This is a genomic window from Anaeromyxobacter terrae (assembly GCF_022690685.1).
GTDB lineage: Bacteria > Myxococcota > Myxococcia > Myxococcales > Anaeromyxobacteraceae > Anaeromyxobacter > Anaeromyxobacter terrae.
This window is the reverse complement of the sequence record NZ_JALCYY010000015.1, coordinates 1-25,863: the sequence shown is the minus strand read 5'-3', so window position 1 is coordinate 25,863 and position 25,863 is coordinate 1. Positions and strand designations below refer to the sequence as shown.

Sequence of the window (25,863 nt, the reverse complement as noted above, 5' to 3'; positions counted from 1 at the left end):
CGTGCAAAGCGCAACGTCAGGGCGAGTCCTGGTCGGTCGGCTCGGCGGCGAGGAGTACGCGCACGTCCTGAACCTCGACCAGCGCCTCGTGCCCCGCTAGCTCGGGGTGCTTCTCGGAGCCCTGGATGAAGACGTGGAAGAACTTGAAGTCCATGAAGTCATACGAGCCGAAGTCGAAGAAGGCGATGAACCGGAGGTCATCGGTTGGGCCGAGCCTCTGGACTTGATGGTCCCAGTACGTCTGCGCAGGCTTCGTCCTGCTGACGTGGGCGGGAACCTCCGGGCTCGTCGGCACGACCTTGAGAATGGGGAGCGGCTTCGCGGCGCCCGGGGCGAGTCTCACCTTCTCCGGGGTGTCGTCGCCCGTGTAGCGCAATACGAGGGCAGCGAAGAGTTCATCCTGGATGGCTTCCCATCGGTCCAGGAGGAAGCCGTCGGGGACCGCGCCGTCGGAGTCGTCCTCACGGAGGAAGGAGTTCCATAGGTGGCGAGCGGCCTCCCGGTACTTGAGGAGGTGGAGCGTGAGGTCGATGCTGGCGGTGTCCTGGGCGGCGCGTTGGGTCACGGGCTCACCACCGACCGTTGGTCGAGATGATGGCGTTGGGACCGCCGTGGCGGTTGAGGAACTGTAAGCCGTCCGTCGTCCGGTTCGGCTCCGCGAATGGCTCAAGGAGCCCGGCGACCTCCTCCCAGCCGCTCTGACTCAAGAACCAGTCGAATCGGCTCCCTGCTCCCTTACGTACGCCGAGGTCCCGGAGAGTGGCGTGCGCGACGAGGGACAGACCATCCACCGCCTCGACCCCGGGCAGTCGATGCAACTCGACTGGGCCGCTGGAAGTACGCAGCAAGGCTGCAGAGAACGCCGCGACCGCCTGCGCCCGGTTGCAGGTGATCAGGATGAGTGGAGTGTCCTGCGAGCCCTCGGAGATAAACTGCAAGCGCATGCGGTCATCATCCTGCCCCATTTCACGCGCAGCGCGATGGAGACCAAGTCCCGGAGGCCAACTGAGACCAAGCCCAGATCCGGCAAAGCCTCCAGTTTCCGGGGGCTTCGAGCGGAGGCGCCGAGAATCGGCTGGGCGACGGGTCTCGAGGCGCAATTCGGGAGGGGGAACGGCCAACGCGCGCGTGACGAACAACGCGCGAGGCCATTCAAGGCGTCCCGGGCGTGCGCGCACCTGCCGTCGCACGCGTCCAGCGCTCGACGGTGATGGCTGCGAACAGCACCGGAATCGCGAGAACTGGCGCCAGCGCGACGGTCCCGACCCATCCGATGAAGAGCGCTTTCAAAGCGACGTCGAGTCCCGAGTCCGAGGGTGGGAAGAGTGAGGGCGAACCGTGGGTCACCTCGTAGACCGACCCCACCAGCGTCAACCAGGGCCCCGTGATCACACTCAGCGCCGCGAAGAACGTCAGCCAAAGCAGGATGGCGCGCACGAACGGTCGCGCTCGCAGCTTGTCGCCAAGAATCCCGACGAGCCCCCCGGCCATGCCCGAGACTGGAAGAACGAGCACGGCCCACATCAGGATCTCGGCGAAGCGCGGCGACAGCAGCTTCGCTCCTGCACGAATGCCGGTCGGCAGTACGCTCTCGTTCGTTCCAGAGACGTGAAGGATCAACGTGGTGATCGCCGTGAGGATCGTTGCCCACATCATGGCGGCCAGCGACCCACGCAAAGCGGCTTTCCTCTTCGTCATGACTCGTGACCTGCCCCTGTGTAAGCGTCCACCCGACGCCGGCGCCTCGACCCGGGCCGCTCGTGGAGTTTTGTCACCTTGCGTGATGTGACATCATCGCAGAGTGGAGGCACGACATGGAACGGACCCGCGCCACCCTGCTCTTCATGGCCTTCCTGCTCGCCGGATGTAGCGGCGGCGGCGACGCGGTCGGCCCTGGGGGCGGTGGCGGCGGCGGCGGTGGAGGCGTCTCCACGCTCACCCTCTCGGTCGACGGCGGGGGCGTGGCGACCTCCGACGTCACCACCGGCGTCGACGCGGGCGGCACCGCGTTCGTCGTTGCCGCGGCGGGCGACGCGACGATCCGCCTCGGGTTCCTGGGAACGACACCCGGTACTTTCGCGAGCGGCTCGACGGCCGGTGGCACCGTCACGTACCTCGACCGCGCGGGAGCCGTGTTCGACGCCGCCGACGGGGTGTCGGGCTCCTCGTACACGATCACCGTGACCGGCCACTCCGGGGGCCGCGTGAGCGGGAGCTTCGCTGCGACGGTCGTCGCCTGGAACGGCGCCGCGCATGAGGTCTCGGGGGCGTTCGACGCGGTCACCCCCGGCGTGGTGCCGGGCAGGCCGTACGCGGGCAGGTACATCGGGATCTTCAAGGCGACGTACGCCGTCTGCACCAGCAGCCCTTGCGGCCCGGAACAATCGAGGGGGTTCCGCGTCATCCTCGAGCTCGACTACGTCGGCCCGGGGTGGGAGATGCAGGAGTACGACGTCACCTACGCGAAGGTGTCCGATCCCTACTTCGGCTGCACCGGCGGCTGCTGGCCCTCCGCGGCGGGCGCCCTGGCCTACCTGCCCGATCCGCCCGGCGGCGTCTCGAGCGCCGCGGAGTGGATCGGCGTCGGGTTCCCGAACGGGAAAAAGCTCGAGACGAGCGGCGGGAGCGGCCGGATGCTGACGAGCAGCACGGGTGACTTCGTGAGCAGCGGAGCCTGCTCCAACGGCCTATGCTGGACCGGCTGGCAGTCGAGCCCGATCGACTGGTCCAAGGGCTGGGAGACGACGCTCCCCGTGGGCAGCTTGATGCACGCGCAGAGCTGGTGGCTCGCGAAGAGCGCGCTCTGATCTCGCGCTGCCGCCGCGCCGGGCACCATGGCGCGGGAACGGGGGGCTCACGCCGCCTCTGGTAGTCGCCGACAGGCCACGAGCGCCCACGATGCCCACGAGTCGTGGGCGTGTCTCGACCGGCGTCATAGGCGTTCCCGGGCTTCGCCACGGGCGGCGTGCTCCTCGGCGCCGGTACGGCGATGGTCTACCCGACGCTCCTCGCGGCGATCGGCGACGTTCGTGGGCGGTGTTAGCCGCCGCGTCGAGGTAAAGAGGCGGGCCCACGTCGGCACGAGCGTTCGACCGCGGAGCGCACCCATGTTCACACGAGGCGCGGCTGGTAGTGCGAGTACCCTCGTGCGGAACTAGCTCTCGGGCGCGCCACCAGGGCTGCGCCAAGGGAGTCCGTGCATGAACAACGCAGCCGTCCCGGGGACGCAGATGGAGCCGCTGGTGTCGGCTGCTTGGCTGGCCGGGCACCTGCGCGATCCAGACCTGCGTGTGTTCGATGCCACAGTTCAGGTCAGCCGGATGCTGTTTCTGCCGATGGTCCGCAGCGGCCGGCGTGATTGGCGGCGGGGACATATCCCTGGCAGTGCCTTCGCGGACCTCTTCGCCCTGGGGGATCCGCACGCATCGCGGCACTCGTTCACATTGCCGAGCGCCGAGTATTTTGCCGCCGCCGTCGGGAAGCTCGGGATCGGTAGCGAGCATCGCGTGATTCTCTATGACCGGCGGGAGAACATGTGGGCATGTCGGTTGTGGTGGATGTTGCGCTACTTCGGGCACGACAGGGCTGCCGTACTCGACGGCGGTTGGGCGGCATGGCGGGCGGCGGGTCAGTCGATTTGTCGCCTGGAGTGCGCGTACAGGCCGGCGACCTTCGTTGCCCATCCTCGACCCCAGCTCGCGGTGAGCAAGCGGGAGGTGCTCGACCTGATAGGCAACCCGCGCGTGTGCCTCGTCAACGCGCTGGGTCGTCGGCAACACCGTGGCGAGGTCAACGAATACGGCCGGCGGGGGCACATCCCCGGTTCGCGCAACGTCACCGCATGGGAGGTCCTAGACCGCGAGACTGGATGTTACAGACCCTTGCCGGAGCTTCGGGAGAAGCTCGGCGGCGTCCTCGAGGCGGAACGCGTCGTGACCTACTGCGGTGCCGGCGCTGCCGCGGCTAGCCTCGCGAACGTGGTTGTTCGGCTGGGGCATCCCAGCGTGGCGATCTACGAGGGAGGGCTGTACGAGTGGTGTCGTGATCGCTCTCTGCCGCTCGAGGTGGGTGGCTAGCCCGGCCTCTGCGCTGAGCGCGGGGGATCATTCCGGGGCTTCTGCGTGGAGGGGCCGGGAATCGAATCCGAACGCGGCTTCTCGGCGCTGGCGACGGGGTGGCGCGGCGAGGCGCGGCGCACCGTGCTCTTCGACGTCGGCCCGTCGGCGGACGCCTGGCTCGCCAACGCCCGGAGGCTCGCCGTCGACCTCGCCGTTTCACGCTACTACTCGAAGCGACCCGACGCGTCACGATTGCGGTCGTATCGTCGCGTGAGCGGAAACGGTGGCAACCAGGACTCGCGACGGATGATCCAGCTTTCGTAGGTTGGCGTCAGTTGGTCAGGAGCATCCAGGGATCCCAGGTTCACTTCGATTTCGTCTGCGCTGCGTCCGAAAATGGACGAGCCGCAGCGGGGACAAAAGAACCTTCCGGCGTAGTCGCGTGTTTCGCCATCGATCGTCACCGCATCCTGAGGGAACACCGCGGAAGCGTGAAAGAGGGCCCCGTGATGCTTGCGGCAGTCGAGACAGTGACAAAGGCCGACCCGGTATGGGAGTCCCGAGGCGACAATTCGGACGTTGCCACACAGGCAACCGCCGGTGAATCGGTCCATGCTGCGTCTCCTCTAAGAATCGAGAACGGCTCACCAGTCGTGTTCGCGCTGGCGCGGCCTGCACCGTAATCCGTTCGGGGCTCGGACCCAGGAAGGGCAGCCAGGCCGCCGCGCCAGCGATGCTGATCGCATTACCAGGTTCTAGGTGCGCCGGCGGAGGCGCACGCTTCCGGGCCAGCACCCCGAGGTGCATATCCAGTAGCAGCATCACGGCCCAGGGGCACAGACGATGGCGGCCGGCGTCACGACATCGGAGCGCGTCTCCACGTACTGCGCGCTGTGCGTCTCGCGCTGCGGCGCGATCGCGACCGTCGAGGAGGGGCGCTTCGTCCGCCTCGATCCCGACCCGTCGCATCCCACAGGCCAGGCGCTCTGCGCGAAGGGCCGGGCCGCGCCGGAGCTCGTCTATCACCGCGACCGCCTGAAATACCCGTTGAAGCGCACGCGTCCGAAGGGCGATCCCGACCCGGGCTGGCGGCGAATCGGCTGGGACGAAGCGCTGGAGCTCACCGCGTCGCGGCTCCGCGCGCTCGCCGCGGAGTCCGGGCCCGAAAGCGTCGCATTCAGCCTGGTCTCGCCCTCGACCTCGGCGTCGGACGACTCGATGGCCTGGGTCGAACGGCTGATGCGCACCTTCGGCAGCCCGAACCTCGTCGGCGCGATGGAGCTGTGCGGCTGGGGCCGGTACTTCGCGACGGGCTATACGTTCGGCGCGCCCGTGCCCGGACGGTACCTGCCCGACCTCGAGAACGCCGGCTGTATCCTCTTCTGGGGCTACAACCCCAACCACGCGCGGCTCAGCCATGCGACCGCGACCATCGCGGCGCAGAAGCGCGGGGCACGCCTCGTCGTGGTCGACCCCCGGCGCACCGAACCGGCTCGGCGGGCCGACGCGTGGCTGCAGGTGCGCCCGGGCACTGACGCCGCGCTCGCCCTGGGGATCGCTGGCGTGATGATCGAGCGTGGCTGGTTCGACGAGCCGTTCATACGTGAGTGGACGAACGGCCCGCTGCTCGTCCGCTCGGATACGGGCCGCCTCCTCACCGAGGCCGACCTCTCGGAGGGCGGGGACCCGGGACGCTACGTGGCTTGGGACCGGGCCGGCCGCCCCGCCATCTACGATCCCGCCCGTGGACGGTACGAGGTCGACTCCGCGGACCTCGCCCTGTTCGGCGAGCACGCGCTGGAGACGCCGACGGGCAGCGTGCGCTGCCGGACCGCCTTCGATCTCACGGCCGCGCGCTGCCGCGCCTATACGCCGGCGCGAGTGGAGTCGATCACCGGCGTCGAACGAGGTGAGGTCGAGCACGCAGCGCGGCTCCTGTGGGAGGCGAGGCCCCTCGCGTACTACGCGTGGAGCGGCGTCGAGATGCAGACGAACTCGACCCAGATCGCACGCGCGATCGCGCAGCTCTCCGTGCTGACGGGCAGCTTCGATGCACAGGGGGGCAACGTGCTCTTCCCCGCAGTCCCCACCCCCGGCGTCGGGATCGAGGGACCACCACCGCCGGAGCGCCCCGCCGTGGGGCTCGGCGTTGCGGAACGCCCGCTCGGCCCGGCGCGGTGGGGGTTCGCGACGACCGACGAGCTGTACCGCGGCATCATCGACCGGAAGCCCTACGCGGTGCGAGGCCTCGTCGGATTCGGCGCCAACCTCCTGCTGTCGCACGGCGACGTCCTGCGCGGGCGCGAGGCGCTGGCCGCGCTCGACTTCTACGTCCACGCGGACCTGTTCATGAACCCCACGTCGGAGCTCGCCGACGTCGTCCTGCCGGTGGCGAGCGGATTCGAGCGCGAGGCGCTCAAGCTCGGCTTCGAGGTGAGCCCCGAGGCGCAGTCATTGGTCCAGCTCCGCCGGCCCGTAGCCGCGCCCCCCGGCGAGGCTCGTTCCGATACCGAGATCGTCTTCGACCTCGCCGTCGGTCTCGGTCTCGGCGACCACTTCTGGGAGGGGAACATCGACGCGGCCTACCGCCACCAGCTGGCGCCCTCGGGCCTCTCGCTCGACTGGCTGCGCGACCACCCCGAGGGTGCGCGCGTCGCGCTCGAGACGCGCTACCGCAAGTTCGCCGACGAGGTCGACGGTGTCCCGCTGGGCTTCAACACGCCCACGCGCAAGATCGAGCTGTACTCGGAGACCCTGCTCGCACACGGCTATCCGCCGCTGCCGGAGTACCACGAGCCGCTGGTGGGTCCGGCGTCCCGTCCGGATCTCGTGGAGCGCTATCCGCTGATCCTCACGTGCACCAAGCACACCCTGTTCTGCGAGAGCCAGCACCGTGCGCTTCCCAGCCTGCGGCGCAAGGCGATGGACCCCGAGGTCGAGCTGCATCCCAGTGCCGCGGCGAAACGGGGGATCGCGGCTGGCGACTGGGTCAGCATCGAGACGCCCGACGGCAGCGTGCGGGCGCGGGCGCGGCTGAACGATGCCCTGCGGCCGAACGTGGTCTGCGGGCAGCACGGCTGGTGGCAGCCGTGCCCGGACGTGGGGGCGCCCGGCTACGAGCCGTTCAGTCCCGACGGCGCGAACTACAACCTCATGATCGGGAACGGGGCGATCGACCCGATCAGCGGGTCCGTGCCTCACCGAGCGTACCTCTGCGAGATCCGGTCGGCGGAGTATCCCAGAGACCGATGACCGCGCCGCGAGCGCTGGCGAGCTGCGATGCCAGGGCGGCTGCTCGGCGCTACTTGTCCCGATACGTGATGCGCCCGCGCGTGAGGTCGTACGGCGACAGCTCCACCTTCACGCGGTCGCCGGTGATGATGCGGATGTGGAACCGCTTCATCTTCCCCGACGGATACGCCAGCACGACCGGTCCCTGATCCAGCTTCACGCGGTACATGCCGCCGCTCGACTCCTCGATGCGGCCCTGCACCTCGATGCCTGCTTCCTTCTCGCTCAATCGCTCTCCAGTTCGGGTTCAGCTCACGACGTGAATCACCGAGAGTGTACGACCCGGTGTCGAGGTGCATGGCGCCTCGAACGCCCAAGTCCTCGAAGTCAGGCCCTCGGTAACACGGCCTTGCCACCGGTTTGCTACCGGACGAAAAAAGCTCCCGAGGACGGGAGCTTGAAGTGGAGGCGCCGGGAATCGAACCCGGGTCCGAAAGACTTCCAGTGACAGGTCCTACGCGCGTATCCCGGAGTGAATACGTGAACGGCAACCTCCGGGCCTGCAACCGCTCACGTTCTCGCCCTTTGATCTCGACCTCGGTAAGGCGGCTCGCCTCCCACCAAGGTCCAGCCGGAGCTGACGTTCACACCCGGTACCCGGCGCTTCCGGGGGAACGCACGGCCTATATTTAGGCCGCGAGAGCCATGGGCTCGTTCGCGTTTCTGCTTGGTCGGCTTTTTACGTGGCCTGCTGACCAACCACGGCGCGCACCAGTCGCCTTCCGTCCTCCGTCGAAACCAGTTCGCCCCCAAATCTGCGAACTGACGGTCCTTTTCATAAGACCGCCGCCGCGAGAGTCAAGCGGCGGCGGCATCCTAGCACGGAAGCGGACGGCGGCCCGGCGGCAGTAGAGCGAGCCGGGCGCTCGTCTCTCGGGACGGACCCTGCCGGCGCGCCCCTCAGCGGTGCTGGTACGTCCCGCAGTCCGCGTGCCCGCTGTGGCCGAGCACCACGATCGCCGAGGCGGAGCAGGTCATCGCGTCGTTGAACTTGCACTCCTCGATGTGGCAGGCGCCCACCATGCCGACGTCCTTGCGGGCGCTGTGACGCCCCTTGCTGTCCGCCATGAACGCGTCGCAGAGCGCGTGGTCGCTCCCGACGTTGATGGCGGGCGCGTGGCACATCTTGCCCGCGTTGTAGAAGCAGCTCGACACCTCGCAGGTCGAGATCACCGGCATCGCCGTTGCCATGTGTGCCTCCTCCGGGCGCGGGGAGGGATTGCGGCCGCGCCTTCGCCAGAGGCTAGTCACGTCGCTCGGGGCTGGCGTTGCGGCGAGGCCGGCGCTCGGCGGGCGCTCGCCCTGGGAGTCTCCGCGGCGCAGCCCCAAGCGGCCGAGGCCGCGCCCGCGTGCCTCGCGCACGGGCGGCGTAACGTTCCGGGGCGTCGCGGGTTCAGGTTCCGGGGCGGCGTCGGGGGCCGGCTCCAGGGAGCGTACATGAGCCGCAAGACCCTCATCCTCGTCGCCGCCGCGCTCGCGGTCCTCATCGCCGCGGGCGGGATCTGGCGCTGGCGGGCGGGGGTCGCGAACGGCGAGCCCAGGCTCGAGACGGCGCGGGTGGACCGCGGCCGCATCGTCGCGAAGGTCACCGCCACGGGCACGCTGTCGGCGCTCGTCACGGTCCAGGTCGGCAGCCAGGTCTCGGGGCGGGTCGCGGGACTCTTCGCCGACTTCAACACGCCGGTGAAGAAGGGCCAGATCATCGCCCGCATCGATCCGGCGCTCTTCCAGGCGGCGGTGGAGCAGGCACGCGCGAACACCGTCGCGGCGGAGGGGAACCTCGCGAAGGCGCGGGCGCAGGCGGCGGACGCGGACCGCCAGCTCCGGCGCGCGGAGGAGCTCGCGGCGAAGAACCTCATCGCCGGGGCGGATCTCGACACCGCGCGCGCCAACGCCGACGGCGCCCGCGCCGGCGTCCAGGCCGCGCAGGGGACCCTCGCGCAGACGCGCGCGGCGCTCCACCAGTCGGAGGTCAACCTCGCCTATACCCAGATCGCCTCGCCCACCGACGGCGTCGTCATCTCCCGCAACGTGGACGTCGGCCAGACCGTCGCCGCGTCGCTTCAGGCGCCGACGCTCTTCGTCATCGCAGAGGACCTCGCGAAGATGCAGGTGGACACGAACGTCGCCGAGGCGGACGTGGGGCGGCTCCGCGCGGGGATGACCTCGACGTTCACGGTGGACGCCTACCCCGGCGAGGTCTTCTCCGGGTCGGTGCGGCAGGTGCGGAACGCGCCGCAGACGGTGCAGAACGTCGTCACCTACGACGCGGTGGTGGACGTGCCGAACGGCGACCTGAAGCTCAAGCCGGGCATGACCGCGACGGTCACGTTCGTCTACGCGGAGAAGGACGACGTGGTGCGGCTCCCGAACGCCGCCCTCCGCTTTCGTCCGCCGCCGGGGTTCGGGCAGCCCGAGCGGGCGAACGGGGGCGCAAGCGGGAACGCCGCCGCGGCGACGCCGGGCGGCGCGGCCGGGCAGGGCGCGATCGGCAGCCGGGGCGCGGGCCCGGGTCGCGGCGGGGGGCGCGGCGCCGACCGGAGCGTGTGGGTCGTGCGCGACGGCCGGCCGGTGCAGGTGCCGGTGGTGCTCGGGGTCTCCGACGGCTCCCTGACCGAGCTCGTGAAGGGCGAGGTCCAGCCGGGCGACGAGCTCGTGACGGACGCGCAGGCGACGCGCAGCGGGAGCGCGCCGGGCGGCGGGTTCCCCGGCGGCGGCCGGCGCGGGCCGTTCTAGGAGCGCGCGTGGAAGCTCCTCCGCTCATCCGGCTCGAGGACGTCGCCCGGACCTACGTCATGGGGGACGTCGAGGTGCGCGCGCTCCAGGGCGTGACGCTCACCATCGAGGAGGGCGAGTTCGTGGCGGTCATGGGCGCGTCCGGCTCGGGCAAGTCGACGCTCATGAACCTCCTCGGCTGCCTCGACCGCCCGACGCGCGGCCGCTACCTGCTCGAGGGCCAGGACGTCTCGCGCCTCCCGAACGACGCGCTCGCCGCGATCCGCAACCGCACCCTCGGCTTCGTCTTCCAGAACTTCAACCTGCTCGCGCGCACGAGCGCGCTCGAGAACGTCGAGCTGCCGCTCCTCTACGCCGGGATCTCGACCGCCGAGCGGCACGCGCGCGCGAAGGAGGCGCTCGAGCGGGTCGGGCTCGCCGACCGCGCCGACCACCTGCCGAACCAGCTCTCCGGCGGGCAGCAGCAGCGCGTCGCCATCGCCCGCGCGCTCGTGAACCGGCCGCGCGTGCTGCTCGCCGACGAGCCCACCGGCAACCTCGACTCCCGCACGAGCGTGGAGGTGATGGCGCTCCTGCAGGAGCTCGGGCATGCCGGGATCACCGTCGTGCTCGTCACCCACGAGCACGACATCGCGGAGTACGCCGCGCGCGTCCTCGTCATGCGCGACGGGCGCGTGCTCTCGGACGAGCGGCGCATCCCGCGTCCGGCGGTGCCGCCGCCGCCGAGGCCGCACGAAGCGGTGGAGGGGAGGGTGGAGTCGTGAACCTCCTGCAGACGATCCGGATCGCGCTGCGGGCGCTGCGGCGCTCCAAGATGCGCTCGTTCCTCACCACGCTCGGCGTGGTCATCGGCGTGTCCGCCGTCATCGCGATGGTCGCCATCGGCGACGGCGCGAACGCGCGGGTGCAGAAGACCTTCGAGGCGATGGGCTCGAACATGCTCATCATCCTCCCGGGCGCCTCCACCTCGGGCGGCGCGTTCGGCGGGTTCGGCAGCCTGCCCACGATCACCTGGGACGACGTCCGCGCGATCCAGACCGAGCTCCCGGTGGTCCGCGGGGCGGCGCCGATCCTCCGCTCCGTCGCGTCGCTGATCTACGAGGACCTCAACTGGACCACCGCCGTCAACGGCACGACCCCGGACTACTTCGTCATCCGGAACTGGGCGGCGGTGAGGGGTGAGAACTTCAGCGCCTCCGACGTCGACGCGGGCACGAAGGTGCTCGTGCTCGGGAAGACCGTCGCCGACCGGCTCTTCGGGCCGGGAGCGGACCCGGTCGGCCACCAGGTCCGCGTGAAGAACGTGCCGTTCCAGGTGGTCGGAGTGCTCGAGGCGAAGGGGCAGTCGCCGGGCGGGCAGGACCTCGACGACGCGGTGTTCATGCCGTCCTCGACCTACCTCGCGAAGATCCAGGGCGGGCTCAAGAACGTCGTCTCGGGGGTGGTGTTCGTCGGCGCGGCGAGCCAGGCCGACACCGTGCGCGCCGAGTCCCAGATCCGCGCGCTGCTGCGCGACCGTCACCGGCTGCAGCCCGGCGCGGACGACGACTTCTCCATCCGCAACCTCGCCGAGGCGGCGAGCGCCCAGCAGGAGGGGGCGCGAACCCTCACGACGCTCCTCGCGGCGATCGCGGCGGTGTCCCTCCTCGTCGGCGGCATCGGGATCATGAACATCATGCTCGTGTCGGTCACCGAGCGGACGCGCGAGATCGGCGTGCGGATGGCGGTCGGCGCGCGCGCCCGCGACATCCTCCTGCAGTTCCTCGCGGAGGCGCTCACGCTGTCGATCGCGGGCGGCGTCATCGGCGTGGCGCTGGGGCTCGTCGTCGCGTGGCGGCTCGCGGTGAGCTTCGGCTGGCCCGTCCTCTTCCGCGCGGACATCGTGCTCATCGCGGTCGGGTTCAGCGGCCTCGTCGGCGTGGGCTTCGGCCTCTACCCGGCGTTCCGCGCGTCGCGGCTCGATCCGATCCAGGCGCTGAGGTTCGAATGAGACTCACCGTCGTCGCCCCGCTCCTCGCGGTCTTCGCGGTCCTCGCGGCGGCCCCCGCCCGCGCGCAGGAGGCCCGGCCCGCCTCGCCGCCGGCGACCCCCGGGCCAGCGGCGCCGCCTCCCGCGCCCGGCCCCGCCGTCGCGCCCCGCGACGTCATCACCCTCGACGAGGCGGTCCGCACCGCGCTCGAGCACCAGCCGCGGCTGCGCCAGGTGCGGGCCACGACCGATGCGGCCGGCGCTCGAACCGACCAGGCGCTCGCGCCGCTCCTGCCGCAGGTCGACCTCGAGGGCCAGGTCCAGCGGCGCGGGGGCTCGGGCTCGGCGTCCGGCGGGAGCGCGGCGAGCGGGCTCGGATTCACTACGGCCACGACGACCTGGAGCGCCGGCGCCTCCGCGCGGCAGGCGCTCGTCGACGTGCCTCAGCTCGAGCGCTGGCGCGCCGCCGGCGCGAGCGCCGAGGCGCAGCGGTCGACGGCGCGCGCGACCGAGCAGCAGATCGTGGCGCAGGCCCGGACCGCGTGGTTCGCCGCGCGGGCGGCGCGCGATCTCGTCGGCGTCGCGGAGGACACGCTCGCGAACCAGGAGGCGCACCTCCGCCAGGTGGAGGCCTTCGTGCAGGTGGGCACGCGCCCGGCCATCGACCTCGCCCAGGCCCGCGCCGACCGCGCCAACGCCCAGGTGGCGCTCATCCGCGCCGGGAACGACTACGTCGTCACGCGCGCGCAGCTCGTCCAGGCGATGGGGATCGATCGCGGGGCCGACTTCGACCTCGGCGACGGCGCGCTCCCGGCGGTTCCCGGCGAGGACGGGCCGGTCGATCCGCTCCTCGCGGAGGCGCTCGCGGCGCGGCCCGAGCTCGCCGCCCTCGGCAGCCAGGCGCGCTCGGACGTCCTCGCGCGCGACGCGGCGCGGGCCGGCTGGCTCCCCACGCTGTCGGCGGGCGCCGCGGTGACGGGGATCGGCCCGGCGCTCGACAACCTCGATCGAGGCTGGAACGCCACGCTGACGCTCGGCTGGTCGATCTTCCAGGGCGGGCTCACCCGCGCGCAGACTCGCGAGGCCGACGCGAACCTCGGGGCGACGGAGGCGCAGACGGACGTGCTCCGGCAGCAGGTCCGGGTCGAGGTCGAGCAGGCGCGCGCGGCGGTGCAGGCGGCGCGCGCGGCGCTGGACGCGGCCGGCGAGGCGCTCGTGAACGCCCGCGAGCGGCTCCGGCTCGCAGAGGGGCGCTACCAGGCCGGCGCGGGCAGCATCATCGAGCTCGGCGACGCCCAGGTGGCCGCGACGGCCGCGGCCGGACAGCGGGTCCAGGCCGAGCAGTCCGTGTCGAGCACGCGCGCGCAGCTCCTGCTCGCGCTCGGACGCGAGGTGCGCTGAGCGCGGCGGCAGGACGCCGCGGCGACCGCCTCGCGGCGGGGGACGCGCTACCTTTCGAGCGTGACGTCCGCTGCACAGCATCCCGAGACGGGCGTGCGAGCGCCCGCGGAGCCGGCGGTGGCCCGCTCGCCGCCGCGGCGGTGCGTCGTGGTGCTGAACGCGAGCGCGGGGAGCGCGGGCGGGGAGGATGTCGCCGAGCGGCTGCGGGCGGCGCTCTCGGCCGCGGGGGCCGAGGCGCAGATCCGGGCGAGCACGGGCGACCTCGGCGCGGTCGCGCGCGCTGCCGCCGAGGATCACGCGGTGGACGTGGTGGTCGCCGCGGGGGGCGACGGCACCGTGAGCGCGGTGGCGGGGGCGCTCGCCGGCTCCGACACGCCGCTCGGCGTCCTGCCGCTCGGGACCCTGAACCACTTCGCGAAGGACCTGGGGATCCCCGCGGACCTCGAGGGCGCCGCCCGCGTCATTGCCTCGGGCGCGCCTCGCCGGGTGGACGTCGCCGAGGTGAACGGCCGGGTCTTCGTCAACAACTCGTCGATCGGCGTCTACCCGCACGCGGTCCGCGAGCGCGAGCGCGCCCGTCGCCGCCTCGGGAGGTGGCTCGGCAAGGGGCTCGCGATGGCGTGGGCGGCGCTGCGCGTGCTCGTGCGGCTCCGCCCGCTGTCGGTGCGCATCCGCTGGTCTGGCGGAGCCGGGCCCCGCCGCACGCCGTTCGTCTTCGTCGGCAACAACCGCTACGACACGGCGCTCGTCGCGACCCAGCGGCGCGAGGCGCTCGACCGAGGCATCCTCGGAGTGTACGTCGCGACCGCCCCCACGCGTCTCGGCCTGCTCCGCCTCGCCGCGCGGGCGCTCGTGGACAAGGTCGATCCGGGCCGCGACGTCGAGGCGCTCGAGGTCGCGAGCCTCGCCATCGAGTCGCACCACCGCCGGCTCGCGGTCTCGGTGGACGGCGAGGTGATCGCGCTGCGCCCGCCCATCCGCTACCGGATCCGCCCCGGCGCGCTCCGGGTCCTCGCTCCGTGAGGACGGTCGCGCACCTGTCGGACCTCCACTTCGGGCGCGAGGAGCCGCGTGTCGTGGAGGCGCTCCTCGCCGATCTCGCCGACCTCCGCCCGACGGTCGTCGCGGTGAGCGGGGACCTCACCCAGCGCGCGCGCCCCGCGCAGTTCCGGGCCGCGCGCGCCTTCCTCGACCGGATCCCCGCGCCGCGGGTGGTCGTGCCGGGCAACCACGACGTGCCGCTCTACGACGTCGCGCGCCGCTTCCTCTCGCCGCTCGGGCGGTACACGCGCATCGTCACCCCGGACCTCTCGCCGGTGTACGCCGACGACGCGCTGTACGTGGCGGGCGTCTCGACCGCGCGCTCGCTGACCTGGAAGGAGGGACGGATCTCGCTCGCGCAGATCGAGGATCTGCGGCGCCGCTTCTGCGGCGAGGGGGCAGGCCGCCTGCACGTGCTCGTGGCGCACCACCCGTTCGCGGCGCCCGCGGACCGCCCGCGGCTGCGCCTCGTCGGCCGGAGCGGCCGGGCGCTTCGCGCGCTCGCGGAGTGCCACCTCGAGGTCCTCCTCACCGGTCACCTGCACCGGCTCGCGAACGGCGAGGTCGAGCACCCGGTGGAGCGGCTCGCGCGATCCATCCTCGCGTTCCACGCCGGCACCGCCACCTCGGTCCGCCTCCGCGACGAGCCCAACTCCTACAACTGGCTGGAGGTGGACGGCCCGCGGATCGTCCTCGCGGTGCGGAGCTTCGACGGCGGGGCCTTCCGGACGGTGCAGCGGCGCGTGTTCGAGCGCCGCGACGACGGCTGGCACTCCGCGGACGGCCGGGCGATCGAGACGCCCGCGCCGCTCCCCGTCACGGCGGCGGCGTCCGAGCCCTCGGCCAGCCCCTAGAACCCGGCGGCCATCTCGCGCGCCTTCTCGCGCGCGAGCGGCAGCGCGGCCTCGACCTCGGGCGACAGCGCCTCGCCGAACGCGAAGTCGCGGCCGGCGATGGTGACGAGCGCGCCGGGCGGGGCGTGGCCGAAGAGGGCGCGGGCGAGGCCGAGGATCTCCTCGGGCGTGAGCGAGTGGAGGATCGCCTCGCGGGCGGGACGCGGGACGAGCCGCGCGGCGCGCACGTCGCCGGGTGTCCCGGCCACCGATGCGTCGAGGAAGAGCACGCCGTCGACCGTCGCGACGGCCTCCGCGTGCTCGGGGAGGAGCTCCGGGACCTCGAGCACCTCGAGGCCCGGGACGAGCGCGTCGAGCCCGTGCGCAACGGCGAGCCCGGCGCCGTCGTCGGCGCGGATCGCGTGTCCCATCGCGAAGGCCAGGATCCTCAAGGCAGCCTCCCCACGAGCGACGAGGTCTAGCACGTCTCCCCCGATCCGTCGCGTCCAGCGGCAGGGGGCGCGGGCGGGGGAGCGTCAGAGCGACGGGTGCTCCCCTCCGAGGTGGAAGTGACAGCCCTGGCAGTCCATCTTCGAGCGGGTGTCCTCGAGCGAGCCGCCCTCCTCGTGACACCTGGCGCAGCCCGCTCCCGCCGAGGCGGAGGTCACCGGCAGCGGCCGCTTCGCCGCCTGCGCGTTGAGCAGCTCCGCCGCGCGGCGAGCGACGCTCGCGGTGAGGATTCCGCAGCGCTCCTTCCGCTCGGCGCTGAAGGACTTCTTCCCGGAGGTCTCGCACCAGCGGGACACGGAGGTGTGGCAGAGCGGCGATCCTGCGATGGACTGGACGTTCGGATGGGCGGCGGTCTTGAGCACGAGGTCGGGCAGCGGCTCGCGCTCGTACCAGCCGAACAGCGCGTCCACGAGCGGGCCCGGCTCCCTCGAGAGCAGCTCGAACGCTGCCGCGGAGCCGTTCAGCGCCCCGCAGATCGTCGCCCAGCCGTTCACACCTCCCGCGCCGTACTTCATGACGTCGAACGGGAAGCTCGCGTAGGGATCGCCGAGCTTGTCGGCGACCGAGCCGACGAGCGCGTCGAAGGCGCCGAACATGCAGTGACCCTGCTCATACGCGGAGAACGCGCGCGAGGCGACGCGATCCGGATCGAGCGTGACGTAGGGCCAGGGCACCGTGGCGAGCTTGCGGTGCGCGTCGGCCTTCGCGTGCTTCACCGCCGCGGCAGCGCTCGCGCCTCCGCCGAGGACCGCCGTGCCCGCGACGGCGCCGACCACCGTCGCGAACCGCCTGCGTCCCGTGACCTTGTCGAACATGGCGAGCCTCCGGGGCCCGCGGCGCGCGCGGCCCGCGCGTTCGCGGGACTCGGGCAGAGACTGTGCGTCCGTTCGCAGGGACGCCATCGGGCGGTGCGTCGCAGCCACACGCGGGCGGGGCGCGCCGGAGCGCGCTCGCGCGCGGCTCACCGCTCGCTCGGGGCGTCAGCGGGAGCGCCCGCCCTGGCCGTTGCGCTCGCCCCCCGTGGCGAACGCGCGCGCCGCGGCGCCGAGCTCGGCGAGCCGGGCGGCGACGCGGCCGTTGAACGAGTCCGGCGGGAACGCGCCCTTCGCGTCCGGTGCCCCGGCCGGAAGGCCCGAGAGGAGCTCCATGCCCTGGTCGATCGTCGCGACGGGGTACACCTGGAACCTTCCCTCCTCGATGGCGGCGAGGACCTCGTCGCGGAGGACGAGGTGCGGCACGTTCGAGGCCGGCACGAGGACGCCCTCGTCGCCGCGCAGCCCGCGCGCGCGGCACACCTCGAAGAACCCCTCCACCTTCTCGGTGACGCCCCCCACGGCCTGGACGTTGCCGAGCTGATCGACGGACCCCGTGACGGCGAGCGACTGGCGCAGCGGGACGCCCGAGATGGCCGAGAGCAGCGCGTACAGCTCCGCCGAGGAGGCGCTGTCGCCCTCCACCCCGCCGTACGACTGCTCGAACACGAGCGTGGCCGCGAGCGCGAGCGGCGCCGCCCCGCAGTAGCGCCCGCCCAGGAAGCCCGCCAGGATGAGCACGCCCTTGGAGTGAATGGGCCCGCCCAGCTCCACCTCGCGCTCGATGTCCAGCACCTCGCCGCGCCCGAGGCGCATCCGCGCGGTGATCCGGCTCGGGCGCCCGAAGGCGCGCCGGCCGGTCATCATCACGGAGAGGCCGTTCACCTGTCCGACGCGCGTCCCGGCCGTCTCGACGAGGAGCGTGCCGCGGCGGATCTCCTCGTCGACGCGGTCGCGGAGCCGTCCGGCGCGGCGCTCCTGCGCGTCGACCGCGGCGCGCACGTCGCGGGCCGTCACGGTGGCGCGGCCCTCGCCAGCGGCCGCGTGCGCCGCCTCGGCCACGAGATCGTGGATCGCGCCCGCATCGGCCGTGATCCGGGTCGAGTCGCCCGCGCGGCGCGTCGCCTCATGCAGGACGCGCTCGACCGCGCCGCGATCGAACGGCGGCAGCCCGTCGCGCCGGGCGATCGTCGCCACGAAGCGCGCGAAGTCGCGATCGAGCTCGGGATCGCGGGGGAGCTCGTCCTCGAAGTCCACCTCCACCTTGAAGAGCTGCGAGAACTCCGGGTCGAGGAGCGAGAGGAGCTGGTAGAGCACGCGGTCCCCGAGGAGCACCACCTTCACGTGCAAGGGGATCGGCTCGGGCTCGAGCGTCGAGGTGCCCATCACCCCGAGCAGCCGCTCCGGCGGGTCGATGCGGATCTCGCGCGCCCGGATCGCGCGCTTGAGCGCGTCCCAGGAGAACGGCTGCACGAGGAGCTTGCGGACGTCGAGCACGAGGTAGCCGCCGTTGGCGCGGTGGAGCGCGCCGGCCCGCACGAGGGTGAAGTCCGTGACGAGGGTGCCCATGTGCGCGTGGTGCTCCACGTGCCCCGAGAGATTCGAGAGCGACGGGAGGTCCTCGTGGACGACGGGCGCGCCGCCGTGCCCGGCGTGCTCGACGAGGAGGTTCGCGACGTATCGCCGGAGCACGGGCGTGTCCGCGAGGAGCTTGCGCAGGGCGGCAGGGAGCTCGACCGCGCCCTCGATGGCCGCGAACAGCTCGTGCACGCGCTCGACCAGGTCCTGCTGGACCGCGTCGAGGTGCTCGAGCACCGCCGGCACGTCCGCGTAGCGTCGCCGCAGCTCGTGGAGGAGCGCCGCGGCCGCGCGCACCGTCACGTCGTCGTTCACCTCCTTCACGCGCTCGCGATGCCGCCGCTCGAGGTCCGGCATCGTCCGCAGCACCTCCGCGAGCTGGTTCTGCAGCTCCCCGATGTCGTTCCGAAGGCGCTCCTGCACCTCCTCGGGCAAGGTATGGAACGCGTCCGGCCCGATGATCTCGCCCTCCTTCACGGGCGCGAACGCGAACCCGATCGGCCCGTGCAGCAGCGCGATGCCGCGCGCGTCGGCGCGGCGGCGGACCTCGTCGATCGGCTCCTCTCGCGCCTCGTCCCGCTCCTTCTCGAGGATCTGGACGCGGGCGCGGTAGTCGCGGCTCTCGAAGGCGGAGGGCAGGGCGTCGCGCAGCTCGGCGACGAGGCGATCCAGGTCCGCGCGCAGCTCGCGTCCGCGCCCGGGCGGCAGCTCGACGCGCCGGGGCCGGCGCGGATCGGCGAAGCCGTTCAGGTAGCACCAGTCCGAGGGCGTGGGCGCGTCGAGCGCGGCGCGGCCGAGCATGCGCATGACGAACGTGCGCTTCCCCGCGCCGGGCGGCCCCATCACGTAGGCGTTGTAGCCCTCGCCGGCGAGCGAGACGGCGAGGCGCAGCGCCTCGGTCGCGCGCGCCTGCCCGAGCGGTCCCTCCAGATCCTCGAGCTCGGCGGTCGTCTCGAACGCCATCTCGCGCGCGAAGCCGCGCGGCCGGAGGGACGCCGCGGACAGGGGGGCGTTCGGCATCACGCCCCCGCCCGGACGCGGAAGCGCTTCTCGAGCTCCCCGAGCTTCTCGACGATCCCGGTGTACTCGAGCTCGGACATCGGGAGCATCGCCGCGCCCACGAAGCCCTGCCGGCGGATGCGGATGGCGGCCTCCGCCACCTCGCGGCGCACGGTGTCCCAGAACGGATGGGCGAACGCGTCCACCGGGCCGGCGAGCTTGCCGTTGCGGACCGAGAACGCCGCGCAGGTGACGACCGGCGGCCCGTCGAAGAAGCTCACCGAGGACCCGAGCGTCACGGGCATGAGCGGCATCTGGTGCGAGCCGCGCATCCCGCCCGCGACCAGGTGGCCGAGGTGGAAGGGCGCGAGCACCTCGCCCGTGGCGGGGAAGTCCATCTGGCAGCGGACGAGCATGACCGGGTCGTCCTTGCCCGTGTACTTGCCGGCGATGTTGTGGAGGCGCGACGTCGCGACCGCGACCGCCTGCGCCCCGCTCGCCCGCGACCAGATCGACTCGACGACGAACCGCTCCGGGTCGCGGAGCAGCACGGCGAGGTCGTAGAGGCTCTCGGGCGCGTCGAGCTCGATGACGCGATCCTGCGTGGTGTGCTGCACGTCCATCACCACGAACCGGAACCCCTTCGTCATCCGCGGCGCGAGGAGGAGGCCCGGGGTGTTCATCGGGTCGGCGAAGGCGAGGTAGAGCGGGAGGTCGAACGCGCCGGGGTCGGTCTTGTCGGCGGCGAGGAGGAGGAACGGCTCGGCGGCGCGCTCCTCGAACTCCATCTCGGCGACGGCCGGCCCCATCCCGCGCACGTTCCCGCTGAAGGAGTCCTTGAGGAGATCCTGTCCGGCGCCGTAGAGCCCCTGCGCGCGCGCGACCTCCGTCCCGGCCACGAACGCATCCCAGGCCAGCCGGTGGATGCCCGCGTCTCCCGTGCCCTTCCGGTGGGTCATGAGGATCGCGATGTCGTCGCCCGTGTGGCCGACGTGGACGTCGAGGAGGAGCTCCCTCCCGGCCTCGCGCACGTGGCGCTCCACCGCTGCGACGAGCTCGGGGGAGGGCGCGAGGTGGCCTCCGATCGATCCGACGTCCGCCTTGATGACGCTGAGCGTGAGCTTCATGGCGACCTCCCGCGTCGCGTGCCCTGACGCCTTCGAGCCTCCCGCCGCGGCGGGAGGCCGGCAATGCCGGACGTTGGGTTCGCCCGCTGGGGGCCGCGCGCTGTGGCGCGGATGGCCCCCGCCCGCCGCCTCGCCCGCTTGGCGAGCGCATCGACGGCGAGCATGGCCGGCGCGCAGCCGGCGAGCCACGGCCACGCTCCCGCGGGGAGGGGAGCGGTCCCGAACACCGCCTGGAGGGGTGGCGCGTACACGATGGCCGCGAGGAGCAGCAGCTCCGCGAGGATCCCGGCGAGGAGGAGCGGCCCGGGACGGTGCGCGCGGAGGGCGGGCTCGCGCTCGGACCGGCAGGCGAGGACGTTACCCACCTGGCAGCAGACGATCGCGGCGAACGCAGCGGTGGTCGCCGTCCGCTCCGTGGCGGCGAGCGCGGCGGGCGCCGTGTGGGCGAGGAGCGCGGGCGTCGCGGCCTGGAGCTCCCCGAGCGAGAGGCCTGCGCCATGCCAGACGCCCGCGAAGGCGGCCATGCACGCCGCGGCCTCCGCGAGCCCGAGGACGCCGTAGGCGCGCAGGAGGACCGCCGCGTCGAGGAGCCGGCGCGCGCGCGGCCGCGGCGGCACGCGCATGGCGCCTGGCTCGGGCGGCTCCGCGCCGAGCGCGAGCGCGGGCAGCATGTCGGTGCCGAGATCGATCGCGAGGATCTGGAGGATCCCGAGCGCGGGCGGGATGCGCAGCGCCGCCATGGCGAGAAACGGGACGATCTCGGGGACGTTGGAGGTGAGCACGTAGGCGAGGAACTTGCGGGCGTTCGCGAAGGTCGCGCGGCCCTCCTCGATGGCCGCCACGAGGCTCGAGAAGTCGTCGTCGAGCAGCACCACGTCGGCCGCGGCGCGGGCGACGTCGGTCCCGCCCTGGCCCATCGCCACGCCGACGTGCGCGGCGTGCAGCGCGGGCGCGTCGTTCACGCCGTCGCCCGTGACCGCGACCACGCGGCCGAGCCGCTGGTATGCGCGGACGAGGCGCAGCTTCTGCTCGGGGATCGCGCGCGCGAAGACGAGCGGGGCGCCGGCGGAGAGGAGGTCCTCGACGGCGCGGTCGTCGAGCGCGTCCAGCGCCGGCCCCTCGACGACGCGCGCCCCGGCGCTCCACAGCCCCACCTCCTCCGCGATCGCGCGAGCGGTGAGGGCGTGGTCGCCGGTGACGACGGTGACCGTGACGCCGGCGCGGCGGCACGTGGCGAGCGCCTCGCTCACGCCGGGACGCGGCGGGTCCTCGAAGGCGAAGAGAGCGAGGAGGGTGAGGTCCCGCTCGACCGCCTCGAGCGGGAGCGCCGCGAGCTCGGCGCCGCCCGCGCGGAGCGAGACCGCGATCACGCGGAGCCCGCGGGCGGCGAGCCCGTCCTCGGCCGCGATGACGCGGGCCCGGGCGGCGTCGTCGAGCGGCCGGGCAGCGCCGCCGGCGAGCACGGCGGTGCAGCGCTCGAGCACGGCGCGTGGCGCGCCCTTCGTGATCGCAGCGCAGGGGGCGGCCGCGGCCGGTCCGAGCGCCGGTCCGGTCCGGACGAGGGCGGTCGCGCGGCGGCGGCGGGCGTCGAACGGCAGCTCAGCGACACGCGGGCACGCGCGCGCGAGCCCGTCAGGGTCGAGCCCGGCGGCGCGCGCGGCGTCGAGGAGCGCGCGGTCGATCGGGTCGCCGCGGTGCGCACCCGGGCCGCCCCGCGCGTCGCTCGCGAGCGCCGCCGCCGAGAGCGCAAGGGTCGCGTCGCCCCCGGAGCCGCCGCCCGGGAGCGGGAGCGACCCGTCCCAGGTCCAGAGCTCCCGCGCGGCGAGGACGTTCCGGGTGAGCGTCCCCGTCTTGTCGGTGCACACGACGTCGACCGCGCCGAGGGTCTCGACCGCCGAGAGCCGCCGCACCAGGGCGCGCCGGCGCGCCATCCGCTGGACGTTCGTCGCGAGCGTCACGGTGATGGTCGGCAGGAGCCCCTCGGGCACGTTCGCGACGAGGATGCCGATGGCGAAGAGGAGACTCTCGCCCGGCGCCGCGCCGAGGAGGGCGAGGAGCGCGAACACCGCGCCCCCCATTCCAACGGCGATCACCGTCACGACGCGGACGAGCCGTGCCACCTGCACCTCGAGCGTGGACGGCTGGCGGCGCGTCGCGGTGGCGAGCCGTGCGAGGCGCCCCAGCTCGGTGCCGGGGCCGGTTGCGAACACCAGCGCCCGCGCGCGGCCGCTCGCGACCGTGGCGCCGGCGGGCGCGAGGCAGGTCGCGTCCGCGATCGCCTGCCCGGGCGGACACGGCCGCGCGTCGCGCTCCACCGGCAGCGACTCGCCGGTGAGGAGCGACACGTCCAGCCGCAGGAGCGTCGCGGAGAGGACGCGAGCGTCCGCGGCCACGCGGTCGCCCTCCTCGAGCACGAGGACGTCGCCCGGGACCACCGCCGCGGCGGGGATCTCCACGGGCGCGCCCGCCCGCACGACCCGCGCGCGGCGCGGCACGAGGGACTCCAGCGCCTCGAGCGCCCGCTCCGCCCGGTGCTCCTGCCATGCGCCAAAGGCGCCGTTCACGAGCACGACGGCGAAGATCGCAGCCCAGCTCGGGCAGGCCGGCGACGAACGAGAGGGCGCCCGCCGCCCACAGGAGGAGCGCCATGAAGTGGGTGAGCTGCGCGACGATCCGCAGCGAGCCGGACAGCCTGGGCGCCGCCGGCAGCTCGTTCGGTCCGTGTGCGCGCAGGCGACGCGCCGCCTCCTCCGGCGCGAGGCCGTCCTCGCTCGAGCCGAGCGCGACGGCGGCGTCGGCGGCGACGAGCGCGGCGAGGGCGCCGGCATCCATGCTCCTCTCCCGGCGAAACTCTGCGCCGGCGTGCGCGCCCCGGCGCGCGCTCGGGTGGGCCGCGGCGCCGCTTCGCACGTCCGGCGCGGGCGTGCGGCGCTGCGAGCCTCGGGCAGCCTGACCCTGCCAGCGGGGCGACCCGACGCGGCGCGCGTGGCTCCTCGCGGGAGGCGTACGATCCCATCGGGCCGTCGTGGCCGACCCCGCCCAGGGAGGCGAGGAGGAGGCAGGCGATGAGCGAGTGGAAGAAGATCGGCTGCGCGGTGGACTTCTCGGACCCGGCGCGCCTCGCGCTGGCGGAGGCCGTGGAGCAGGCGCGGCGAACCGGCGCGGAGGTCGTGCTCGTTCACGTGCACGTGCCGCCGCCGGCGAACCCCTCCGACGTGATCATCTCCCCTGCCGAGATCGCACGGATGTCCGCCGACGAGATGGAGCGCACGCTCGCCGGCTGGCGGGCGGACGCGGAGAAGCTCCTCGGGCGGGCGGTGAGCACGGCGACGCTGGTCGGAGATCCGGCTGGTGAGATCGTGCGCTGGGCCCGCGAGCACGGACCGGATCTGCTCGTGCTCGGCACCCACGGCCGCAAGGGGATCCGCCGGTTCATCCTCGGCTCCGTCGCGGAGCGCGTGCTCCGCGAGGCACCCTGTCCCGTGCTCGTCGCGCGCGCGCGCGTCCCCGGCGAGGCGGGGGAGGTCGCCGCAGAGGCGGCGAACTACGCGTAGGGCCCGGACGCCGGCGCGCGCGGCAGCCCGGGCGGAGGGAGGTGACTGCGATGGTCGCTGCTCGCATCTGCTGCGCCATCGACTTCTCCGAGGCTTCGCTGCTCGCGCTCGTCGAGGCGGCCGAGCTCGCGCGCTGGAGCGGCGCCGAGCTGAGGCTCATTCACGTCCACGCGGTCCCGGAAGGCGAGGTGCGCCCCGAGGCGTTCGAGATGTCCGCCGTGGACCTGCACCGCGACGTGGCGGTCTGGCGGGCCGAGGCGGAGCGGAGGACCGGGGCGCTGGTGAACGCGGAGGTGGTCGCGGGCGATCCCGCGACGGAGATCCTGCGCCTCGCTCGACACTGCGACGCTGACCTCCTCGTCCTGGGTGCGCGAGGCCGGAGCGCGCCGGGAGGGCGCCGGCTCGGGTCGGTCGCCGCGCGCGTCGCGCGAGAGGCGCCGTGCCCGGTCATCGTGGTGCGCGCCCGCGTGCCGCTGCCGGACGAGGGCCCGGCCCGTCACGCTGCGTGAGCGGCGCGTGGCGTCACTGCCACGCGCCGCTGCGCGCGTACACGAGCACGAGCGGAACCTCGTCGAGGTAGGCGCCGGCCGACGGGCGCGCCGTCCGGAAGGCCGCCCAGATCCTGTACTCGTCGTCGCGGCTCGCACCGTCGAGCGCGACGACCGCGACGTCCGCGCCCTCGGGGCCGTCGGCGCGGAGGAGATCCGCGCGCAGCCGCCCGTCTCGCACCCAGGCGCTCAAGGCCTCCGGCCCGGTGGTCGGCCACCAGACCCGCGCGCCCGGCCGCGCCCGGGCGTTGAGCGTCTCGAGCACCGCGGCCGCCGCCTCGCCGCCCTCCTGGCGCCGGAGCCCCCGAGACGCCGCGCCGGGCGCACCCCCGGCGAGCTCGTTCCAGGCCGAAGTTCCCGCCGGGAACGCGTGGACGGTCTGGCGGAGCGCCGGCCAGAGGACGAGCACCGAGAGCGCCGCGAGGAGCGGCGCGCGGCGCGAGGACCACGCCGCCCCGGCGGCGGCGACGAGCGCGCGCGCGCCGAGCAGCGCGAGGAAGGGCATCGCGGGGAGCCACGGGCCGACGCCGGGCCCGAGCGGCGCGAGCCCGGCCGCGCGGGCCGCGAACGGGGCGACGGCGCAGAGGGCGAGGAGGAGCGCATCCCTCGCGTCGGTCTCGACGCCGCGGCGTCCGCCCGGGAGGAGCGCCTCGCGCACGGCTTCGGCGATCGCCAGGAGGAGCCCTCCCGCGGAGACCCAGAGGATCGCGGCGGGGACGGTGAGCGCGATGACGAGGAGCCCGTGACGACCGGCGGTCAGCGCGCCGGCGAGATGCCAGGTCGCCTCCGCCGCGGTACGCGCCGGAGAGAGCGCGGCGGCGAGACGCGCGGGCAGGTTCACCCAGAGCCACGGCCAGGCCGCGACGAGGATCGCCGGGCCGAGGAGCGCCATCGCGGCGACCGCGAGCGGACCGCCTCGCCGTCGCCTCGCAGTCGCGTCACCGGCGTCCGCGTCGCCGGCGTCCGCGCCGCCCGCCGCCCGCGGCGAGACGCGGGGTGCGAGGAGCGCGTGCAGCCCGAGCGCGGCGAGGAGGATCCAGGCGTCGGCGCGCGCAAGGAGCGTCGCGCCGAAGAGGAGGCCCGCCGCTGCCGCCGCGGTCCGCTGCTCCGCCGCGCCCGTCGCGCGAGCCGCGCGGCGATACGCCCAGGCCGACGCGAGCCAGAGGGCCGCCGCCGCGAGGTCGGGGGTGGCGACGAGGCCGGCGTGGAGGTGGCGCGGGACGAGCCAGAAGAGCAGGGGCGCGAGGACCGCCCCGCCCGCGCCCCCGAGGGCGTGACCGGCGAGGAGGAGGAGCGCGGAGAGCACTGCGGCGAGCGCCGCCGTGCCGAGCCGGAACGCGCGCACGTGACCGACGCCGAGCCGCGAGAAGAGCCCATGGGCGAGCCGCGCCGCCTCGTGCGCGAGCG

The 25,863-nt window shown here is 73.5% G+C and carries 23 protein-coding genes, 1 other RNA gene and 1 pseudogene; 11 read left to right on the top strand and 14 right to left on the bottom strand.

Going from position 1 to position 25,863, the window contains the following annotated elements:
- Positions 1-16 precede the first annotated feature (16 nt).
- From MNY62_RS08900 to MNY62_RS08890, 3 genes are all read right to left on the bottom strand, one after another.
- Entirely contained in the window at positions 17-565 is a 549-nt protein-coding gene (locus MNY62_RS08900; protein ID WP_242343797.1) for a hypothetical protein, read from the bottom strand.
- Positions 566-569: 4 nt separating this feature from the next.
- The gene (locus tag MNY62_RS08895; RefSeq protein WP_242343796.1) at positions 570-944 is read right to left on the bottom strand and encodes a hypothetical protein; all 375 of its coding nucleotides are present in this window, start codon (positions 942-944) and stop codon (positions 570-572) included.
- A 208-nt stretch (positions 945-1,152) separates the two neighbouring features.
- Positions 1,153-1,698: a hypothetical protein gene (locus MNY62_RS08890; protein ID WP_242343795.1), complete on the bottom strand. Its 546-nt coding sequence runs from the start codon at positions 1,696-1,698 to the stop codon at positions 1,153-1,155.
- Positions 1,699-1,814: 116 nt separating this feature from the next.
- On the opposite strand from MNY62_RS08890, the gene MNY62_RS08885 reads away from it, so the two are divergent.
- Together MNY62_RS08885 and MNY62_RS08880 are read left to right on the top strand one after the other, a co-directional pair.
- Positions 1,815-2,807 (top strand): hypothetical protein, encoded by a 993-nt coding sequence (locus MNY62_RS08885; protein ID WP_242343794.1) that lies wholly within the window; start codon positions 1,815-1,817, stop codon positions 2,805-2,807.
- A 393-nt stretch (positions 2,808-3,200) separates the two neighbouring features.
- Positions 3,201-4,076: a sulfurtransferase gene (locus tag MNY62_RS08880; RefSeq protein WP_242343793.1), complete on the top strand. Its 876-nt coding sequence runs from the start codon at positions 3,201-3,203 to the stop codon at positions 4,074-4,076.
- 206 nt (positions 4,077-4,282) lie between these two features.
- On the opposite strand, the gene MNY62_RS08875 is transcribed toward MNY62_RS08880, so the two are convergent.
- Positions 4,283-4,672 (bottom strand): GFA family protein, encoded by a 390-nt coding sequence (locus tag MNY62_RS08875; protein WP_242343792.1) that lies wholly within the window; start codon positions 4,670-4,672, stop codon positions 4,283-4,285.
- A 229-nt stretch (positions 4,673-4,901) separates the two neighbouring features.
- Here MNY62_RS08875 and MNY62_RS08870 point away from each other — a divergent pair, with 229 nt between their 5' ends.
- The gene (locus tag MNY62_RS08870) at positions 4,902-7,310 is read left to right on the top strand and encodes a molybdopterin-containing oxidoreductase family protein (RefSeq protein ID WP_242343791.1); all 2,409 of its coding nucleotides are present in this window, start codon (positions 4,902-4,904) and stop codon (positions 7,308-7,310) included.
- Positions 7,311-7,359: 49 nt separating this feature from the next.
- Here MNY62_RS08870 and infA read toward each other — a convergent pair whose 3' ends face one another.
- From infA to MNY62_RS08855, 3 genes are all read right to left on the bottom strand, one after another.
- Positions 7,360-7,578, bottom strand: a complete 219-nt coding sequence (gene infA / locus MNY62_RS08865) for a translation initiation factor IF-1 (protein WP_242343790.1) — start codon at positions 7,576-7,578, stop codon at positions 7,360-7,362.
- 171 nt (positions 7,579-7,749) lie between these two features.
- Positions 7,750-8,100, bottom strand: a transfer-messenger RNA (tmRNA) gene (gene ssrA / locus MNY62_RS08860).
- Positions 8,101-8,249: 149 nt separating this feature from the next.
- Positions 8,250-8,540, bottom strand: a complete 291-nt coding sequence (locus MNY62_RS08855) for a DUF1540 domain-containing protein (protein WP_242343789.1) — start codon at positions 8,538-8,540, stop codon at positions 8,250-8,252.
- A gap of 246 nt (positions 8,541-8,786) precedes the next feature.
- On the opposite strand from MNY62_RS08855, the gene MNY62_RS08850 reads away from it, so the two are divergent.
- The 6 genes from MNY62_RS08850 to MNY62_RS08825 are packed head-to-tail and all read left to right on the top strand — an operon-like array spanning position 8,787 to position 15,349.
- Positions 8,787-10,085: an efflux RND transporter periplasmic adaptor subunit gene (locus MNY62_RS08850; protein WP_242343788.1), complete on the top strand. Its 1,299-nt coding sequence runs from the start codon at positions 8,787-8,789 to the stop codon at positions 10,083-10,085.
- Positions 10,086-10,093: 8 nt separating this feature from the next.
- Entirely contained in the window at positions 10,094-10,849 is a 756-nt protein-coding gene (locus MNY62_RS08845) for an ABC transporter ATP-binding protein (protein WP_279426343.1), read from the top strand.
- Positions 10,846-12,075, top strand: a complete 1,230-nt coding sequence (locus MNY62_RS08840) for an ABC transporter permease (RefSeq protein ID WP_242343787.1) — start codon at positions 10,846-10,848, stop codon at positions 12,073-12,075. The genes MNY62_RS08845 and MNY62_RS08840 overlap by 4 nt, the downstream gene beginning before the upstream one ends.
- Entirely contained in the window at positions 12,072-13,454 is a 1,383-nt protein-coding gene (locus tag MNY62_RS08835) for a TolC family protein (RefSeq protein ID WP_242343786.1), read from the top strand. Before MNY62_RS08840 ends, MNY62_RS08835 begins: the two co-directional genes overlap by 4 nt.
- Before the next feature lie 60 nt (positions 13,455-13,514).
- On the top strand, positions 13,515-14,477 hold the full coding sequence (locus MNY62_RS08830) for a diacylglycerol/lipid kinase family protein (RefSeq protein ID WP_242343785.1): 963 nt from the start codon (positions 13,515-13,517) through the stop codon (positions 14,475-14,477).
- Entirely contained in the window at positions 14,474-15,349 is an 876-nt protein-coding gene (locus MNY62_RS08825) for a metallophosphoesterase family protein (protein WP_242343784.1), read from the top strand. Before MNY62_RS08830 ends, MNY62_RS08825 begins: the two co-directional genes overlap by 4 nt.
- On the opposite strand, the gene MNY62_RS08820 is transcribed toward MNY62_RS08825, so the two are convergent.
- From MNY62_RS08820 to MNY62_RS25720, 6 genes and pseudogenes are all read right to left on the bottom strand, one after another.
- On the bottom strand, positions 15,346-15,780 hold the full coding sequence (locus tag MNY62_RS08820) for a hydrogenase maturation protease (RefSeq protein WP_242343783.1): 435 nt from the start codon (positions 15,778-15,780) through the stop codon (positions 15,346-15,348). The genes MNY62_RS08825 and MNY62_RS08820 overlap by 4 nt on opposite strands.
- Before the next feature lie 84 nt (positions 15,781-15,864).
- Positions 15,865-16,653: a C-GCAxxG-C-C family (seleno)protein gene (locus MNY62_RS08815; RefSeq protein WP_242343782.1), complete on the bottom strand. Its 789-nt coding sequence runs from the start codon at positions 16,651-16,653 to the stop codon at positions 15,865-15,867.
- A gap of 165 nt (positions 16,654-16,818) precedes the next feature.
- Positions 16,819-19,248, bottom strand: coding sequence for a Lon protease family protein (locus MNY62_RS08810; RefSeq protein WP_242343781.1), 2,430 nt, complete (start codon positions 19,246-19,248; stop codon positions 16,819-16,821).
- Positions 19,248-20,354, bottom strand: coding sequence for a fructose-1,6-bisphosphate aldolase/phosphatase (fbp, locus tag MNY62_RS08805; protein ID WP_242343780.1), 1,107 nt, complete (start codon positions 20,352-20,354; stop codon positions 19,248-19,250). Before fbp ends, MNY62_RS08810 begins: the two co-directional genes overlap by 1 nt.
- Entirely contained in the window at positions 20,351-22,924 is a 2,574-nt protein-coding gene (locus MNY62_RS08800; RefSeq protein ID WP_242343779.1) for a cation-translocating P-type ATPase, read from the bottom strand. Before MNY62_RS08800 ends, fbp begins: the two co-directional genes overlap by 4 nt.
- A gap of 55 nt (positions 22,925-22,979) precedes the next feature.
- Positions 22,980-23,186, bottom strand: a pseudogene (locus tag MNY62_RS25720) (cation-transporting P-type ATPase); the annotation flags it as partial.
- 233 nt (positions 23,187-23,419) lie between these two features.
- Here MNY62_RS25720 and MNY62_RS08795 point away from each other — a divergent pair.
- Entirely contained in the window at positions 23,420-23,908 is a 489-nt protein-coding gene (locus tag MNY62_RS08795; RefSeq protein ID WP_242343778.1) for a universal stress protein, read from the top strand.
- 50 nt (positions 23,909-23,958) lie between these two features.
- The gene (locus MNY62_RS08790) at positions 23,959-24,417 is read left to right on the top strand and encodes a universal stress protein (RefSeq protein WP_242343777.1); all 459 of its coding nucleotides are present in this window, start codon (positions 23,959-23,961) and stop codon (positions 24,415-24,417) included.
- A 13-nt stretch (positions 24,418-24,430) separates the two neighbouring features.
- Here the strand turns inward: MNY62_RS08790 and MNY62_RS08785 are convergent.
- On the bottom strand, positions 24,431-25,863 hold a 1,433-nt coding region (locus MNY62_RS08785), incomplete at its 5' end, for a hypothetical protein (protein WP_242343776.1).

Excerpts from the sequence above, each read along its gene's own strand:
- MNY62_RS08870 (WP_242343791.1), top strand. The coding sequence starts at position 4,902 with ATGGCGGCCGGCGTCACGACATCGGAGCGCGTCTCCACGTACTGCGCG.
- MNY62_RS08895 (WP_242343796.1), bottom strand. The coding sequence starts at position 944 with ATGCGCTTGCAGTTTATCTCCGAGGGCTCGCAGGACACTCCACTCATC.
- MNY62_RS08855 (WP_242343789.1), bottom strand. The coding sequence starts at position 8,540 with ATGGCAACGGCGATGCCGGTGATCTCGACCTGCGAGGTGTCGAGCTGC.
- MNY62_RS08890 (WP_242343795.1), bottom strand. The coding sequence starts at position 1,698 with ATGACGAAGAGGAAAGCCGCTTTGCGTGGGTCGCTGGCCGCCATGATG.
- MNY62_RS08795 (WP_242343778.1), top strand. The coding sequence starts at position 23,420 with ATGAGCGAGTGGAAGAAGATCGGCTGCGCGGTGGACTTCTCGGACCCG.
- MNY62_RS08835 (WP_242343786.1), top strand. The coding sequence starts at position 12,072 with ATGAGACTCACCGTCGTCGCCCCGCTCCTCGCGGTCTTCGCGGTCCTC.
- MNY62_RS08815 (WP_242343782.1), bottom strand. The coding sequence starts at position 16,653 with ATGTTCGACAAGGTCACGGGACGCAGGCGGTTCGCGACGGTGGTCGGC.
- MNY62_RS08810 (WP_242343781.1), bottom strand. The coding sequence starts at position 19,248 with ATGCCGAACGCCCCCCTGTCCGCGGCGTCCCTCCGGCCGCGCGGCTTC.
- MNY62_RS08880 (WP_242343793.1), top strand. The coding sequence starts at position 3,201 with ATGAACAACGCAGCCGTCCCGGGGACGCAGATGGAGCCGCTGGTGTCG.
- MNY62_RS08790 (WP_242343777.1), top strand. The coding sequence starts at position 23,959 with ATGGTCGCTGCTCGCATCTGCTGCGCCATCGACTTCTCCGAGGCTTCG.
- MNY62_RS08875 (WP_242343792.1), bottom strand. The coding sequence starts at position 4,672 with ATGGACCGATTCACCGGCGGTTGCCTGTGTGGCAACGTCCGAATTGTC.
- fbp (WP_242343780.1), bottom strand. The coding sequence starts at position 20,354 with ATGAAGCTCACGCTCAGCGTCATCAAGGCGGACGTCGGATCGATCGGA.
- MNY62_RS08850 (WP_242343788.1), top strand. The coding sequence starts at position 8,787 with ATGAGCCGCAAGACCCTCATCCTCGTCGCCGCCGCGCTCGCGGTCCTC.
- MNY62_RS08885 (WP_242343794.1), top strand. The coding sequence starts at position 1,815 with ATGGAACGGACCCGCGCCACCCTGCTCTTCATGGCCTTCCTGCTCGCC.